Source organism: Cupriavidus sp. D39 (assembly GCF_026627925.1).
Taxonomy (GTDB): domain Bacteria; phylum Pseudomonadota; class Gammaproteobacteria; order Burkholderiales; family Burkholderiaceae; genus Cupriavidus; species Cupriavidus ulmosensis.
On sequence record NZ_JAPNLE010000009.1, the window covers coordinates 4,623,514 to 4,637,492 of the forward strand.

Here is a 13,979-nt window from a genome sequence, read left to right on the forward strand (position 1 = left end):
TGCGTTAAGCTTCAATCACAGAACAACCAGGCAGACACACTGCCAATTCCCCATGTCCGCTACCTTTTCGACGCCGTCCACCATGGCGCGTTATTCCGGCCCGGCGGTGTTCTTCCACTGGGCGGTGGTCCTGCTGATTGCCACTGCGTACAGCGCGATCGAGTTGGAGGGCTTTCTGCCCGAGCGCAGCGCCTCCCAAGCCTTGTCGATGTCAGTGCACACTTGGGCTGGGGCCCTGGTGTTCGTCCTGGCCGTGCCGCGCCTGCTGTGGCGCCTGGTGCGCGGCGCGCCAGCCCCGAGCCTGGTCCGCGCTGGATACAGCTGCTGGGCAGTGCCATGCACCTTGTGCTCTATCTGTTCATCTTCGCGCAGCCCGTGCTGGGCCTGCTGGCCCTCAACGCCGGCGGCCACCTGCTGACGGTGCCGGGGCTTGGCGTCGAACTGCCCGCGCTGGTGGCGCAAAGCCGGGACTTGAAAGACATCCTCGAGGAAATCCACGGCACACTGGGCACCGCCTTCTACACGGTGATCGGACTGCATGCCATCGCCGCGCTGTTCCACCATTACATGCTGGGCGATAACACGCTGCGTCGCATGTGGCGGTGATGCGCCAAGCTGGCCTTAGCTGCGTGCAAACGGCGTGCGGTCGTTGAGTTCGTCCAGGTAGGCGTCGATGCCCTGGCGCTCGCGCACCAGGAAGCGTTCCACGGCATCGGCAAAGGACGGATGCGCCAGCCAGTGGGCGGAGCGGGTCGCCACCGGCAGGAAGCCCCGCGCCATCTTGTGCTCGCCCTGGGCGCCGCCTTCGAAGGTGCGGATGCCCTGGGCTATGCAGAACTCCAGCGGCTGGTAGTAAGCCGTCTCGAAATGCAGGCACGGGTGATGCTCGAGCGCGCCCCAGTAGCGCCCGAACAGGGTGCTGCGCGCCGGGCCGTCATCGTAGACCACCAGCGATGCGGCGATCGGCTGGCCGGCACGCTCGGCCACCACCAGCAGCAGGTTCTCCGGCATGGCGGCGCCGATGCGCTGGAAGAAATCCAGGTTCAGGTAGGGCGTCGAATGGTGTTCGCGGTACGTCTGCCGGTAGCAGCGGTTGAAAAAGCGCCATTGCGCCTCGCCGATTTCGGGGCCACGCAGCTGCCGGAAGGTGATGCCGGCGTCGGCCACGCGGCGCCGTTCGGCGCGAATGTTCTTGCGTTTCTTTTGCGAGAGCGTGGCCAGGAACGCTTCGAAGCTCTCATAGCCCGGGTTGGTCCAGTGGAACTGCACGCCGTGGCGCATCAGCATGCCGGCGTCTTGCATCAGCTCGGCCTCATGCTCGTCGGGAAACAGCACGTGCAGGGAAGACAACTGGCTTTGTTCCGCCAGCGCCAGCGCACATTGCAGCAGGTAGCCGCGCGCGTCTTCGTCCTCGGCCAGCAGCCGCGCGCCCTGTACGGGCGTGAAGGGGAGCGCGGACAGCAGCTTGGGGTAGTAGGGCAGGCGATGCTGCGCGTAGGCGTCGGCCCAGGCCCAGTCGAACACGTATTCCCCATAAGAGTGCGACTTCGCGTACAGCGGCATGGCCGCCGCAAGGCGCTCGCCACCCTCGGCGCGTGGCGCCCACAGCGTCAGGTAGCGCGGGCTCCAGCCGGTCTCGTCGCAGGCGCTGCCGCTGGCATGCATGGCATGCAGGAAGGCGTGGCGCAAGAACGGCGTGGCCCCGGGCTGGGCCGCCACCAGGGCGTCCCATTCGGCTTCGGGCAGCTCGGACAGATCGAAAACGATCTGCGTGCGATAATTCTCCATCCGCTCGTGTTCCTGTCTGCCTTGTGCCGCAGCCGCCCCTGGGGTGGCCGCATCAGGCTGGTCGGAGCCGGGCTTGAAAGATTCAGACTGCATTGCGCTAGATTCGCTCATCATTGGCGCTGCTCTTGGGCAGGCCCTTGTTCCGGCGTGGCCGATACGGCTGATACGACTGATCGCCCCGCGCCCGCGGCAGGCGGGTGGGGCGACGGTTGAGTCTACCGGAAATGGCGCGGTGCGGCAGGCCACATCCGGCCGCTGGCAGGCAGGCTAAAATCTCTCACTAACCAACGACTATATAAGGGGCCAATATGAAGCAGATTACCGCCATCATCAAACCGTTCAAGCTGGACGAAGTGCGCGAGGCGCTGGCTGACGTCGGCGTGACCGGCCTGACGGTAACCGAGGTGAAGGGTTTTGGCCGCCAGAAGGGGCATACCGAGCTATATCGCGGCGCTGAATATGTGGTCGACTTCCTGCCCAAGATCAAGATCGAGGTCGTGGTTGCCGAGAACCAGCTCGACACCGTGCTGGATGCCATCGTCAAGGCAGCGCACACCGGCAAGATCGGCGACGGCAAGATCTTCGTGACCGAGATCGAGCGCGTGATCCGTATCCGTACCGGCGAGCAGGACGAAGCCGCCGTTTAAGCGTTCAAGCGCCGGCGAGCAATTCTGGCGGTCCCACGGGAGGGGGCGCCGGGATTGCCGCGGGCGTTGTTGCCCGGCTCGGCACTGCCTAGCTCGGCAGCTTCCAGCCGAAACGCACGCACAGCAGGCGCGCCGCCGTGATGGTGATGGCGCCCGCCAGCAGGGCCAGTTCCTGCTCGGCCCGCAGCCAGGTCAGGCCAACATAGACGCAGCAGCCGACGAAGGCACAGGTGGCATAGGGCGAGCGGTCCCGCAGGATCATCGGCACCTCGTTGCACAACACGTCGCGCACCACGCCACCGAACACCGAAGAGATGATGCCCATCATGACCGCCACGGTCGGGGTCATCTGCGCCACCAGCGCGAGCGATGTGCCGGTGACGGAAAACAGCCCCAGGCCGATTGCATCGGCCGTGATCATGGTGCGCTCGGACGCTACCCGGCTGACCACGCGCAGCACGAACGACGCGCCGAGCGACATTACGAAGATCAGGATCACATAGCCTTCGTGGTCGACCCAGTAGAAGGGTCGGCGGTCCAGCAGCACGTCGCGCACCGTGCCGCCGCCGAAGGCGGTGGCGAACGCCACCACGAAAGTGCCCACGGCATCGAAGCGCTGCTTGCGCGCATCGACCACGCCGGAGACGGCAAAGGCGAGCACGCCCACCACTTCCATGACATGCAGGATCAGGGGCAGCCGCCCCATCAGGAGATCGAGCGGCAGATGCATCGTGCGCGCCGTCTCAGGCGTGCGGCTGGCGCAGCAGCACCATCAACGCGCCGGCGCCACCCTCGGCGCCGCGTGCCTGCACGAAGGCCAGCACTTCTTCCTTCTGTACCAGCCAGCTGCGCACCTTGCCCTTGAGCACAGGCGTCTTGTCCGGCGAGCCGTTGCCCTTGCCGTGGATCACGCGCACGCAGCGCACGCCACGCTTGACCGAGCGCCGCACGAACTCGGCCAGCGCCTCGCGCGCCTCGTCGCTGCGCAGGCCGTGCAGGTCGATCTTGTCCTGGGGCACCCATTCGCCGCGGCGCAGTTTCTTGACTACGTCCATGCCGATGCCGGGGCGGCGGAACGACAGGGTTTCATCGGTATCCAGCAGGCTTTCGACGTCGAACTCGTCGGAAAGCGACGCGGCCAGCACGGCTTTGTCGTCCAGCTGGGTTTGTATCGGCACGGGCGCGGGGTGCCGCGGGGCGGGGTTGACGCGGTTGCGGTCGCGCAGGGTGTTGACGTTGCCTACGCTGCTGCGGAATACGTCGGCCTCTTCGCGAGCGCGCTGCGCCGCTTCGTCCGCCGCGCGGCGCTCGGCTTCACGCCGCTCGGTGTCGGCCTTGAGGGAGTCGCGCAGGCCGGACAGGTCGGTCAGGCCGAAACGCTTGGGCTGGCTGGCGGGTTTGGCGGATTTCTTGGCGCCGTGCGTCATGGAGTCTCTCCGGGGTGCTCGGCGTGATTATAGGGTGGGCAGGCCCGGCCTTTGTCTCAGCTTGCCGACAAAGCCGGCTCTGCGTTGTCGTGCTCCCCTCGCGCGCGCGGGAGAGGGGCTGGGGGAGAGGGCGGGCGCTGGTTACGCTGTCGCGCTGGAAAAAACAGCCGGCTTCGCTTCAAGTGGCTCCTAGCTAAGCCACCCCTCTCCCCCTGAGGGGAGAGGGAGAGACAGGCGTCGTCATGGCGCGCGGCATTGGCCTGTTCGGCGGCTTCGGCCGATGCTACAGGTTTGTCAGCAGTCTTAGTCGCTTTACTGCAGGGCTTCCACGTAACGCTGCGCATCCAGCGCTGCCATGCAGCCCGTGCCGGCGCTGGTGATCGCCTGGCGATAGATGTGGTCCTGCACGTCGCCGGCAGCGAACACGCCCGGGATGCTGGTGGCCGTGGCATCGCCGGCCAAGCCGGTCTTGGTCACGATGTAGCCGTTTTTCATGTCGAGCTGGCCCTCGAACAGGTCGGTATTGGGCTTGTGGCCGATGGCGATGAACACGCCCGCCAGCTTGAGCTCTTCGGTCTTGTCGCCCTGGGCATCGCGCAACTTGATGCCGGTCACGCCCGATTCGTCGCCCACCACCTCGTCCAGCACGGTGTTGTAGCGGATTGCGATACGGCCTTCCTTCTCGCGCTGGAGCAGGCGGTCGACCAGGATCGGCTCGGCGCGGAACTTGTCGCGGCGGTGGATCAGGGTGACCTTGCTGGCGATATGCGACAGGTAGAGCGCTTCCTCGACCGCGGTGTTGCCGCCGCCGACCACGGCCACTTCCTGGTTCTTGTAGAAGAACCCGTCGCAGGTGGCGCAGGCCGACACGCCGCGGCCCATGAACAGCTCTTCCGACTGCAGGCCAAGGTACTGGGCCGAGGCGCCGGTGGCGATGATCAGCGAATCGCAGGTGTATTCACCGGCATCGCCAACCAGGCGGATCGGGCGTTCGGTCAGCTTGGCGGTATGGATGTGATCGAAGATGATTTCGGTGTTGAAGCGCTCGGCATGCTCCAGGAAGCGCTGCATCAGTTCCGGGCCTTGCACGCCGTTGGCGTCGGCGGGCCAGTTTTCCACGTCGGTGGTGGTCATCAGCTGGCCACCCTGGGCCAGACCGGTGATCAGCACCGGCTGCAGGTTGGCGCGGGCCGCGTAGACGGCGGCGGTATAGCCGGCGGGGCCGGAACCGAGAATCAGCACTTTTGCGTGTTTGGCCATGATGCTTTCCTAAGGCTGGTGCGCCTTGATGCGCACTAGCGTGAATCGAAACCAGCATTATAAGTGGACCGGCGTTTGCTCACTGTTGCAAATTCCAATGGGAGCGATAGCCCCGGCCAAGGTTAAAATGGCCGCCACCACCCTCTTCAAATGGCAACCCAGACCCAAGGCATGGCCCGAGCTACTACCACAACACGTACCGATCCTTCCGCGCTGCCCTCGCGCATCGGCAAGCTGCTGGGCGAAGTGCGCTGGTTCCTGTTGCTGGCGGTCACACTGGCCTTCGTCTGCATCCTGGCCAGCTACAGCAAGGCGGACCCCGGCTGGTCGCACGCCAACCAGGTGGCCGACATCCACAACCTCGGCGGCCGCGTGGGCGCCTGGATGGCCGACGTGCTGTTCTTCGTCTTCGGCTTCTCCGCCTACTGGTGGGCCGTGCTGCTGGTGCGCCGCTGCTGGCGCGGCTGGCGCGCGCTGACCGCCGAGCTGCCCGAGCGCACCGGCGAGGCCCGTCAGGGCCTGGTGGTGAGCTGGATCGGCTTTGGCCTGTCGCTGACCGCCAGCATGGGGCTGGAAGCCATCCGCATGTATCCGCTGCGCGCCGCGCTGCCGCGCGCCCCCGGTGGCGTGCTGGGCGACCTGCTGGGCGGCTGGATGCAGATGGCGCTGGGCTTTACCGGCGCCACGCTGCTGCTCTTGCTGACGCTGGCCATCGGCCTGTCGCTGTTCTTCCATTTCTCGTGGCTATCGGTGGCCGAGCACGTGGGCGGCTTCGTCGAGACGCTCTTCCTCGGCTTTAAGGCGCGCCGGGAGAGCAAGCAGGACCGCATCATCGGCGAGGCGGCCAAGGTCGTGCGCACCGAAACCGTGGAGGTGCAGCGGGTCAAGATCGAGGAAGCCGCGCCGGTGCAGATCGTGCGGCCGCAGGCGGTGCCCAAGCACGAGCGCGTGGAGCGCGAGAAGCAGCAGCCGCTGTTCGCCGATATCCAGGACTCCGACCTGCCGCCGCTGGCGCTGCTGGACCCCATCCCGACCCACCAGGAAACGGTGAGCGCGGAAACGCTGGAATTCACCTCGCGCCTGATCGAGAAGAAGCTCAAGGACTTTGGCGTCGAGGTCAAGGTGGTGGCGGCCTACCCGGGCCCGGTCATCACCCGCTACGAGATCGAGCCGGCCACCGGCGTCAAGGGCAGCCAGGTGGTCAACCTGGCGCGCGACCTGGCGCGTTCGCTGTCGCTGGTCTCCATCCGGGTGGTGGAAACCATCCCCGGCAAGGTCTACATGGGGCTGGAACTGCCCAACCCCAAGCGCCAGACGGTGCGGCTGTCCGAGATCCTCGGCTCGCAGGTCTACAACGAGAGCGCGTCCAATCTCACCATGGCGCTGGGCAAGGACATCGCCGGCAAGCCCATGGTGGCGGATCTCGCCAAGATGCCGCACTGCATGGTGGCCGGCACCACCGGCTCCGGCAAGTCGGTGGGCATCAACGCCATGATCCTGTCGCTGCTCTACAAGGCCAAGGCCGAGCAGGTGCGGCTGATCTTGATCGATCCGAAAATGCTCGAAATGAGCGTCTACGAAGGCATCCCGCACCTGCTGTGCCCGGTGGTGACGGATATGCGCCAGGCCGGCAACGCCCTGAACTGGGCGGTCGGCGAGATGGAGCGGCGCTACAAGCTGATGAGCAAGCTGGGCGTGCGCAACCTGGCCGGCTACAACAAGAAGATCGACGAAGCCGCGGCGCGCGAGGAAAAGCTCCCCAATCCGTTCAGCCTGACCCCGGACGCGCCAGAGCCGCTCGAAAAGCTGCCGATGATCGTGATCGTCATCGACGAGCTGGCCGACCTGATGATGGTGGTGGGCAAGAAGGTGGAAGAGCTGATCGCGCGCATCGCGCAGAAGGCCCGCGCCGCAGGCATCCACCTGGTGCTGGCCACGCAGCGCCCGTCGGTCGACGTGATTACCGGGCTGATCAAGGCCAACGTGCCAACCCGCATCGCCTTCCAGGTCAGCAGCAAGATCGATTCGCGCACCATCCTCGACCAGCAGGGCGCGGAAGCGCTGCTCGGCATGGGCGACATGCTCTACCTGGCGCCGGGCACCGGCGTGCCGATCCGCGTCCACGGCGCCTTTGTCTCCGACGATGAAGTGCACCGCGTGGTCGAAAAGCTCAAGGAAGGCGGCGAGACCAACTACATCGAGGGCATCCTCGAAGGCGGCGTGGCCGAGGGCGACCTGGGCAGCGATGGCATGGGCGGCGGCGCCGGCATTGGCGGCGGCGGTGAGGCCGATCCGCTCTACGACCAGGCAGTCGACGTGGTGCTGAAGAACCGCCGAGCCTCGATCTCGCTGGTGCAGCGCCACCTGCGCATCGGCTACAACCGCGCCGCGCGGCTGCTCGAGGACATGGAGAAGGCCGGCCTGGTCTCCGCCATGTCGGGCAACGGCAATCGCGACATCCTGGCCCCGGCCGGCACGGCCCGCGAGGAAGAATAAGCTGCCGCGCGTAACATGCTGTTACGTGCGAAGCACATCGTTGCGGAATCCGGCGCCCGTGCGCCGCTCTAACCGGACAGGCAGCGCAGCCGCCCCGGCGGTGCGCATCCTCCAACCCAGCAAGGACAACACCATGCGAATCCGCATTCTCGTGTCGGCGTGCGCCGCGGCGGCCATGCTGTCGCTGACTGCGACGGCGGCCATGGCGGCCGGCACCGACCAGCTCCAGGCCTTCGTGGCGGGCGTGAAGAGCGCCAAGGGCGAATTCACCCAGCGCCAGGTCAAGGGGCAGGGCGACAGCCTCAAGGTGGCCAGCACATCCAGCGGCACGTTTGCTTTTTCGCGCCCCGGCAAGTTCACCTGGCGCTACGTCAAGCCTTACGACCAGTTGCTGCAGGCCGACGGCCAGACGCTCTACATCTACGACAAGGACCTCAACCAGGTCACCGAGCGCAAGCTCGATGGCGCACTGGGTTCCAGCCCCGCCGCGATCCTGTTCGGCAGCAATGACCTGGAAAAGAACTTTGTCGTGAAGAACGGCCCCACGCGCGATGGCGTGGAGTGGCTTGAGCTTACGCCCAGGGCCAAGGACACGCAGTTCGAGCGCATCGGCATCGGCTTCAAGAGCGGCAACCTGGAAGCGATGGAGTTGCGCGATGCCTTCGGCAACACCACGCTGCTGACCTTCAGCGCGATGCAGAAGAACCCCGTGCTGCCGGCCGACACCTTCCGGTTCGCGGTGCCCAAGGGCGCCGATGTGCTCAAGCAATGAGGCGCCCCATGATCCCCGCATTCCTTGCGCTGCCGGCTTGGCGCCGTGGCGGTGCCATTGCCGGCATTGGCGCTGCCGCGCTGCTGGCCGCGTGCGCCAGTCCCGGCGCCAGCAAGCAGTTCGACGTGGATGCCTTCCTGCGCGCCTCCGATACGGCGCTGCCGGAAGTGCTGGCCAACCCGGATTTCCTCTCCGCCACGCAGGCCAGCGCCAACGATTGCGCCGTGCTGCTGCAGTCGGTCACCAGCGGCGTGCTGGAAGGGCTGCCGCCCGCCGGCAGCGGACGCGGGCCCGCCTGGCTGCTGCATCCGGCTGGCGCCCCGGCCAACGTGTGGCTGGTGGTCAGCAAGAACGGTGGCGAACGGACCTGCCATGGGCCGCTTCCAGCCGATGCCATGAAGGCGTTGGTGGAGCGCGCCAGCACTTGAATGTGATGCGTGGATAGTGCCGGGACGTGATGGCAGCCCCGGCGGGCTCTGCCATTCCGGTGTGCGTCTCTATCATCACTTTTGCACTCCCGTGCTCGCTTCGAGAAAAATGACAACGTTGTAACTTGACCCCGGAAACAGGAATGATTATTGTTCTGTTTCTCAGTTGTCTTGCCAAGGATGCATCCAAGGCATCTTCAGGACGGCATACAACAATCATCGAAGGGGGAGAGTCATGACCGTATTCCGCCGCTTGCTGCCGCGCGCCGCTGCGCTCGCTGTTCTGGCATTGCCGCTCGCCGTGTCCGCCCAGGAGAAGGTGCTGAACCTTTACACCGCGCGCCACTACCAGACCGACGAAGCGCTCTACGCCAACTTCACCAAGCAGACCGGCATCAAGATCAACCGCATCGAGGGCCAGGAAGACCCGCTGCTGGAGCGCATCAAGAGCGAGGGTGCCAATAGCCCGGCCGATGTGTTCATCACCGTCGACATCGGCCGGTTGTGGCGGGCCCAGCAGGCGGGCGTGTTCGCGCCGCTCAAGTCGAGCGTGCTGGAGTCGCGCATTCCCGCCAACTACCGCGACCCGAACGGCGACTGGTTCGGCTTCTCGGCGCGGGCCCGCGTGATCGCCTACAACAAGGCCACGGTCAAGCCCGGCGACATCAAGACTTACGAAGATCTCGCCGATCCCAAGTGGAAGGGCAAGCTTTGCATCCGCTCCAGCGGCCACGTGTACAACCTGTCGCTGATGTCCAGCCTGATCGCCCATGACGGCGAGGCCAAGACCGAGCAATGGACGCGCGGCGTGGTGGCCAACCTGGCCCGGGCGCCCAAGGGCGGGGACACCGACCAGCTCAAGGCGGTGGCAGCGGGCGAGTGCGAGATCGCGGTGGCCAACACCTACTACATCGCCCGTATCCTCAAGTCGACCAAGCCCGAGGACAAGGCCGTGGCGGAAAAGCTCGGCGTGCTGTGGCCCAACCAGGCCAGCCAGGGCGTGCACATGAACATCTCCGGCGGCGGCATGCTCAAGCATGCGCCCAACAAGGAGTCGGCGCGCGCGTTCCTGGAGTACCTGGCCAGCGACGAAGCGCAGCGCTACTTTGCCGATGGCAACAATGAGTGGCCGGTGGTGGAAAGCGTGAAGATCAGCAATCCGGCGCTGGAAGCCCTGGGCAGCTTCAAGGCGGACAAGATCAACGTGGCCGAACTGGGCAAGCACCAGCCGCAAGCGCAGAAGCTGGCGGACAAGGCTGGGTACAAGTAAGAAGTAAGAAGCAAGAAGGCGCCAGCGCGACCTGGCTGGCGGGACGGAAATGGCGGCGCGAGCCGCCATTTCCTATTTAAGGCTTGGGCACGGGCCTGGCTTTGGCCCCGGGCCGCCTGGCGGCCTTGCCCTCGCTGCCTTCGCCATTTTCAAGGCGCCGGAAGTTCAGCTTTGCGCCGCGTTCCCTGTGCTTCTCGAAGGTCACCTTCAACTGCTCGCGCCGCTTCTTGTGCGTGTGGCCCAACGTGCCAGCCGCATACGGGAGCTTGGCCACCACCGCACCCGCGGTCTGGCGCGCCAGCAGCACGTCCAGCGCCTGCCGCGCGCGCACCTGGGCGTGCAGCAGCGCATCCGAGGGATTGGCCTTGGCGCGGTTCATGTCGTAGGGCAGCATGACCGGCCCGGCAAGCTGGCGCAGCGCCGCGCGGACATGCGGGCTGTCCAGCCCGGCCTCGTGGAGGACCCAGGCGGCGTCATGGCGCAGCCACGGCTCCGGGTCGCCGAGCTTGCGCAGCAGGGCAAGCGAGATATCGGCCTGGCGGTAACCGTGCGCGCGCCTTACCGCGTTGAGCGCGATGCGCCTGACATGGGAGTTCTCGTGATCGAACAGGTCCGCCACCAGGCGCTCGACCATGCCAGGCTTTTCCAGCTGTTCAGCCAGTTGGCCCGCCAGGGCGATTTCCTCGACTGCGCTGATCCGGCCTTGCCGGGTCATCCGGTTCAGCTTGAACACGAGCATGCGGTAACGAAGCTGCATAACACTCCCTGAAAACGCGGCGAACAAATGCCGGGCAAGGATTGCGGCCGGCACAGTTATGATGCGGCGCGAAGCACGCCAGCGGCGGGGGCAGACCGCTTTGGCTCGCGCGAGAAAGGGCGCGGCGAGCCGGGGCGCAGCTTCGGACTAGGGGGATATCGGCAATACGTTGAAGATCTTTAGGAAATTTCGCAAGCCCGCCGGTTATTCCCGCGCATCCCGCCGTATCGAGCGCGACAGCAGGATCACCGGCAGCAGGCCCACCGCCACGATCACCAGCGAGGCGGTGGCGGCCCCGGCCAGGCGCTCGTCGGAGGCCAGGTTGTAGGCCTGCACGGCCAGCGTGTCGAAGTTGAACGGCCGCATCACGAAGGTGGCCGGCAGCTCCTTCATGACATCGACGAAGACGATCAACGCCGCGGTCAGCAGGCTGCCGCGCAGCATCGGCAGGTGCACGCGCCGCAGCGTGGCGCCGGGGCCGTGGCCAAGACTGCGCGCCGCCGCGTCCATGCCCGGCGTGATCTTGACCAGGCCAGCGTTGACGGTTTGCAGCGCCACGCCCAGAAAGCGCACCAGGTAGGCATAGACCAGCGCGGCAATGCCGCCGGTCAGCAGGAGCCCGGCCGACCATCCCAGATGCTGCTGCAGCCAGGCCGACATGGCATTGTCCAGTCGCGCCACCGGCACCAGCACGCCGACCGCCACCACCGAGCCGGGCAGGGCATAGCCCATGCCGCACACCCGCGTCAGCGCGCGCAGCAGCCAGCCCCGGCCGGCGGCCATGCCGCGCCCCGCATAACCGATCACCAGCGCTGCCAGCACCGCGATCAGCGCGGTGACGCTGGCCAGCGCGAAGCTGTTGCGCACCAGGCCGATAAAGCGCGGGCCGAACTGCGCGTCGCCTTCGGCCAGCGCCATCTTGCACAGCATCAGCGCCGGGATGGCAAAGCCCAGCAGCACAGGCACCAAGCCTACCAGCAGCGCCAGCGCGGCACGCCAGCCGTGCAGCCGGTAGGCCGGCGCGCGGCGCTGGCCGCCGTGCACGCGGGCGCGGCCACGGCTGGCGCGCTCGACCAGCAGGATGCCGATCACGAACAGCAGCATGCAGGCCGACAACTGCGCTGCCGCGTTCTTGTCGCCCAGCGAGAACCAGGCGCGGTAGATGCCCGTGGAAAAGGTCGGGATGCCGAAATAGGCCACCGTGCCGAAATCGGCCAGTGTCTCCATCAGCGCGAGCGCGGTGCCGGCCACAATGCCGGGCCTCGCCAGCGGCAGCATCACGCGCCAGATGCTGCCCCAGGTGCCATAGCCAAGCAGCCTTGCCGCTTCCAGCGTGTTCAGCGTCTGCTGCAGGAAGGCCGCGCGCGCAGTCAGGTAGACATAAGGGTAGAGCACCAGCGTGAACAGCACGATGGCGCCGCCCAGCGAGCGGATATCGGGGAACCAGTATTCGCGCGCACGCCAGCCGGTCACTTCGCGCAGCCAGCTTTGCACCGGGCCGGCGAACTGCAGGGCATCGGTATAGGCGTAGGCAATGACATAAGCCGGCATCGCCAGCGGCAGCACCAGCGCCCATTCCAGCCAGGCCCGCCCGGTGAACCGGTAGGTGCTGACCAGCCACGCGGTGGGCACGCCTACCAGCAGCACGCCGGCGCAGACCCCGGCCAGCAGCCACAGCGTGTTGCCAACGTACTCGGCCAGGACCGTATCGGCCAGATGCCGCCAGGTGTCGCCGCTGGGCACGAGCAGGCTGCCGGCCACCTGCGCGATCGGCAAGGCGATCAGCAGCGCGGCCAGGGCGGCAACCAGGGCTAGCGGGTGCAGGCGGCGGGTACGGCTCGGGCGAAGCAGGATCATGCGGCAGCGGATTGGGTGGTGGGTTTGGCGCGGGACAGGTCGAGGCCCGGCGGCAGGGCTCGGTCGGCAGGCCTTGCGAGGCCAGTCCCGCATTCTAGCAATGCGGGTACGCCGGGGGACACATCCCATGTGACAGACATCAAGGGCCTGCGTCCATATAATGCTCGGCATGCCAGGCCACCCGCATTCCAATTCATCCATGCCAGCACGATCCGATATCGTGATCGAGGTCGATCGCATCCACCATGGCTTTGGCAGCCAGCGCGTTGTCAACGACCTGTCCTTCACCCTCGCGCGCGGCAGCATCGCCTGCCTGCTCGGCCCCAGCGGTTGCGGCAAGACCACCGTGCTGCGCGCCATCGCGGGTTTCGAGCCGCTGCGCGAAGGCCGCATCCTGCTGCAAGGGCAGGTGATGTCGTCGCCAGGGTTTGCCGTGGCGCCCGAGCACCGGCGCATCGGCATGGTGTTCCAGGACTACGCCTTGTTCCCGCACCTGAGCGTGGCGGACAACGTGGCCTTCGGGCTGCATGCCGTGCGCCGCGGCGAACGCGCGGCGCGGGTCGAGGAAATGCTCGCGCTGGTGGGCCTGGCCGGATCCGGCGGCAAGTTTGCGCATGAACTCTCGGGTGGCCAGCAGCAGCGCGTGGCGCTGGCTCGCGCACTGGCGCCAAAGCCGGAGCTGCTGCTGCTCGACGAGCCGTTCTCCAACCTTGACATCGAGCTGCGCGAGCGCCTGAGCCTGGAGGTGCGCGACATCCTCAAGGCCCAGGGCGCCACCGCCATCCTGGTCACGCACGACCAGTACGAGGCCTTTGCCATGGCCGACGAGATCGGCGTGATGCACGCCGGCGCCATCGAGCAGTGGGACAGCGCGCACAACCTGTATCACCGGCCGGCCACGCGCGTGGTCGCGGGCTTCATCGGGCAGGGCGTGCTGATCCCGGGCCAGCTTGCCAGCCCACACTCGGTCACGCTGGAACTCGGCACGCTGCACAGCAAGGAGCCGCTGGGCGTTCCGCCTGCCACGGCAGAGGTCGATGTGCTGATCCGCCCCGACGATATCGTCCACGACGACGACAGCCCGCTGCGCGCCCAGATACTGCACAAGGCCTTTCGCGGCGCAGAGATCCTGTACACCCTGCGCCTGGCCGGCGGCGGGCAGGTACTGTCGCTGGTGCCTTCGCACCACGATCATGCGCTAGGCGAACACATCGGCATTCGCGTGGAGGTTGACGACGTGGTGGCGTTCCGGCGCGGATGAGCGCGCGCCGCCAGGT

12 protein-coding genes and 1 pseudogene are annotated in these 13,979 nt (G+C 66.6%); 7 read left to right on the forward strand and 6 right to left on the reverse strand.

Features of this window, described 5'->3' with window-relative positions; all coding sequences use genetic code 11:
- Nucleotides 1-52: 52 nt before the first annotated feature.
- Nucleotides 53-606: pseudogene (locus OMK73_RS33620) on the forward strand (cytochrome b).
- 15 nt (nt 607-621) lie between these two features.
- On the opposite strand, the gene OMK73_RS33625 reads toward OMK73_RS33620, so the two are convergent.
- The gene (locus OMK73_RS33625; RefSeq protein ID WP_267605810.1) at nt 622-1,788 is read right to left on the reverse strand and encodes a GNAT family N-acetyltransferase; all 1,167 of its coding nucleotides are present in this window, start codon (nt 1,786-1,788) and stop codon (nt 622-624) included.
- Nucleotides 1,789-2,096: 308 nt separating this feature from the next.
- Here OMK73_RS33625 and glnK point away from each other — a divergent pair, with 308 nt between their 5' ends.
- On the forward strand, nt 2,097-2,435 hold the full coding sequence (gene glnK, locus OMK73_RS33630; RefSeq protein WP_006162803.1) for a P-II family nitrogen regulator: 339 nt from the start codon (nt 2,097-2,099) through the stop codon (nt 2,433-2,435).
- Nucleotides 2,436-2,523: 88 nt separating this feature from the next.
- On the opposite strand, the gene OMK73_RS33635 is transcribed toward glnK, so the two are convergent.
- The 3 genes from OMK73_RS33635 to trxB all read right to left on the reverse strand — a co-directional run bounded on the left by OMK73_RS33635 (nt 2,524) and on the right by trxB (nt 5,122).
- Complete coding sequence (locus OMK73_RS33635; protein ID WP_267605821.1) at nt 2,524-3,165, reverse strand: trimeric intracellular cation channel family protein; 642 nt, start codon at nt 3,163-3,165, stop codon at nt 2,524-2,526.
- Between the two features lie 13 nt (nt 3,166-3,178).
- Nucleotides 3,179-3,862, reverse strand: coding sequence for a Smr/MutS family protein (locus OMK73_RS33640; protein ID WP_267605822.1), 684 nt, complete (start codon nt 3,860-3,862; stop codon nt 3,179-3,181).
- Between the two features lie 312 nt (nt 3,863-4,174).
- A complete protein-coding gene (gene trxB, locus OMK73_RS33645; protein ID WP_267605823.1) occupies nt 4,175-5,122 on the reverse strand; it encodes a thioredoxin-disulfide reductase in 948 nt (315 codons plus the stop codon).
- A 171-nt stretch (nt 5,123-5,293) separates the two neighbouring features.
- Here trxB and OMK73_RS33650 point away from each other — a divergent pair, with 171 nt between their 5' ends.
- The 4 genes from OMK73_RS33650 to OMK73_RS33665 all read left to right on the forward strand — a co-directional run bounded on the left by OMK73_RS33650 (nt 5,294) and on the right by OMK73_RS33665 (nt 10,088).
- Nucleotides 5,294-7,618, forward strand: a complete 2,325-nt coding sequence (locus OMK73_RS33650) for a DNA translocase FtsK (RefSeq protein ID WP_267605824.1) — start codon at nt 5,294-5,296, stop codon at nt 7,616-7,618.
- A gap of 133 nt (nt 7,619-7,751) precedes the next feature.
- Complete coding sequence (gene lolA / locus OMK73_RS33655; RefSeq protein ID WP_267605825.1) at nt 7,752-8,390, forward strand: outer membrane lipoprotein chaperone LolA; 639 nt, start codon at nt 7,752-7,754, stop codon at nt 8,388-8,390.
- 8 nt (nt 8,391-8,398) lie between these two features.
- Nucleotides 8,399-8,818: a hypothetical protein gene (locus OMK73_RS33660; RefSeq protein WP_267605826.1), complete on the forward strand. Its 420-nt coding sequence runs from the start codon at nt 8,399-8,401 to the stop codon at nt 8,816-8,818.
- A 235-nt stretch (nt 8,819-9,053) separates the two neighbouring features.
- Nucleotides 9,054-10,088 (forward strand): Fe(3+) ABC transporter substrate-binding protein, encoded by a 1,035-nt coding sequence (locus tag OMK73_RS33665; RefSeq protein ID WP_267605827.1) that lies wholly within the window; start codon nt 9,054-9,056, stop codon nt 10,086-10,088.
- 76 nt (nt 10,089-10,164) lie between these two features.
- On the opposite strand, the gene OMK73_RS33670 is transcribed toward OMK73_RS33665, so the two are convergent.
- Together OMK73_RS33670 and OMK73_RS33675 are read right to left on the reverse strand one after the other, a co-directional pair.
- Entirely contained in the window at nt 10,165-10,827 is a 663-nt protein-coding gene (locus tag OMK73_RS33670) for a hypothetical protein (RefSeq protein ID WP_267605828.1), read from the reverse strand.
- Between the two features lie 222 nt (nt 10,828-11,049).
- Entirely contained in the window at nt 11,050-12,702 is a 1,653-nt protein-coding gene (locus OMK73_RS33675; RefSeq protein ID WP_267605829.1) for an ABC transporter permease, read from the reverse strand.
- Nucleotides 12,703-12,901: 199 nt separating this feature from the next.
- Here OMK73_RS33675 and OMK73_RS33680 point away from each other — a divergent pair, with 199 nt between their 5' ends.
- The gene (locus OMK73_RS33680) at nt 12,902-13,963 is read left to right on the forward strand and encodes an ABC transporter ATP-binding protein (RefSeq protein WP_267605830.1); all 1,062 of its coding nucleotides are present in this window, start codon (nt 12,902-12,904) and stop codon (nt 13,961-13,963) included.
- Nucleotides 13,964-13,979 lie beyond the last annotated feature (16 nt).

Bases quoted from the DNA above. Each gene is read 5' to 3' on its own strand.
- OMK73_RS33625 (WP_267605810.1), bottom strand. From the start codon at position 1,788: ATGGAGAATTATCGCACGCAGATCGTTTTCGATCTGTCCGAGCTGCCC.
- glnK (WP_006162803.1), top strand. From the start codon at position 2,097: ATGAAGCAGATTACCGCCATCATCAAACCGTTCAAGCTGGACGAAGTG.
- OMK73_RS33635 (WP_267605821.1), bottom strand. From the start codon at position 3,165: ATGCATCTGCCGCTCGATCTCCTGATGGGGCGGCTGCCCCTGATCCTG.
- OMK73_RS33640 (WP_267605822.1), bottom strand. From the start codon at position 3,862: ATGACGCACGGCGCCAAGAAATCCGCCAAACCCGCCAGCCAGCCCAAG.
- trxB (WP_267605823.1), bottom strand. From the start codon at position 5,122: ATGGCCAAACACGCAAAAGTGCTGATTCTCGGTTCCGGCCCCGCCGGC.
- OMK73_RS33650 (WP_267605824.1), top strand. From the start codon at position 5,294: ATGGCCCGAGCTACTACCACAACACGTACCGATCCTTCCGCGCTGCCC.
- lolA (WP_267605825.1), top strand. From the start codon at position 7,752: ATGCGAATCCGCATTCTCGTGTCGGCGTGCGCCGCGGCGGCCATGCTG.
- OMK73_RS33660 (WP_267605826.1), top strand. From the start codon at position 8,399: ATGATCCCCGCATTCCTTGCGCTGCCGGCTTGGCGCCGTGGCGGTGCC.
- OMK73_RS33665 (WP_267605827.1), top strand. From the start codon at position 9,054: ATGACCGTATTCCGCCGCTTGCTGCCGCGCGCCGCTGCGCTCGCTGTT.
- OMK73_RS33670 (WP_267605828.1), bottom strand. From the start codon at position 10,827: ATGCTCGTGTTCAAGCTGAACCGGATGACCCGGCAAGGCCGGATCAGC.
- OMK73_RS33675 (WP_267605829.1), bottom strand. From the start codon at position 12,702: ATGATCCTGCTTCGCCCGAGCCGTACCCGCCGCCTGCACCCGCTAGCC.
- OMK73_RS33680 (WP_267605830.1), top strand. From the start codon at position 12,902: ATGCCAGCACGATCCGATATCGTGATCGAGGTCGATCGCATCCACCAT.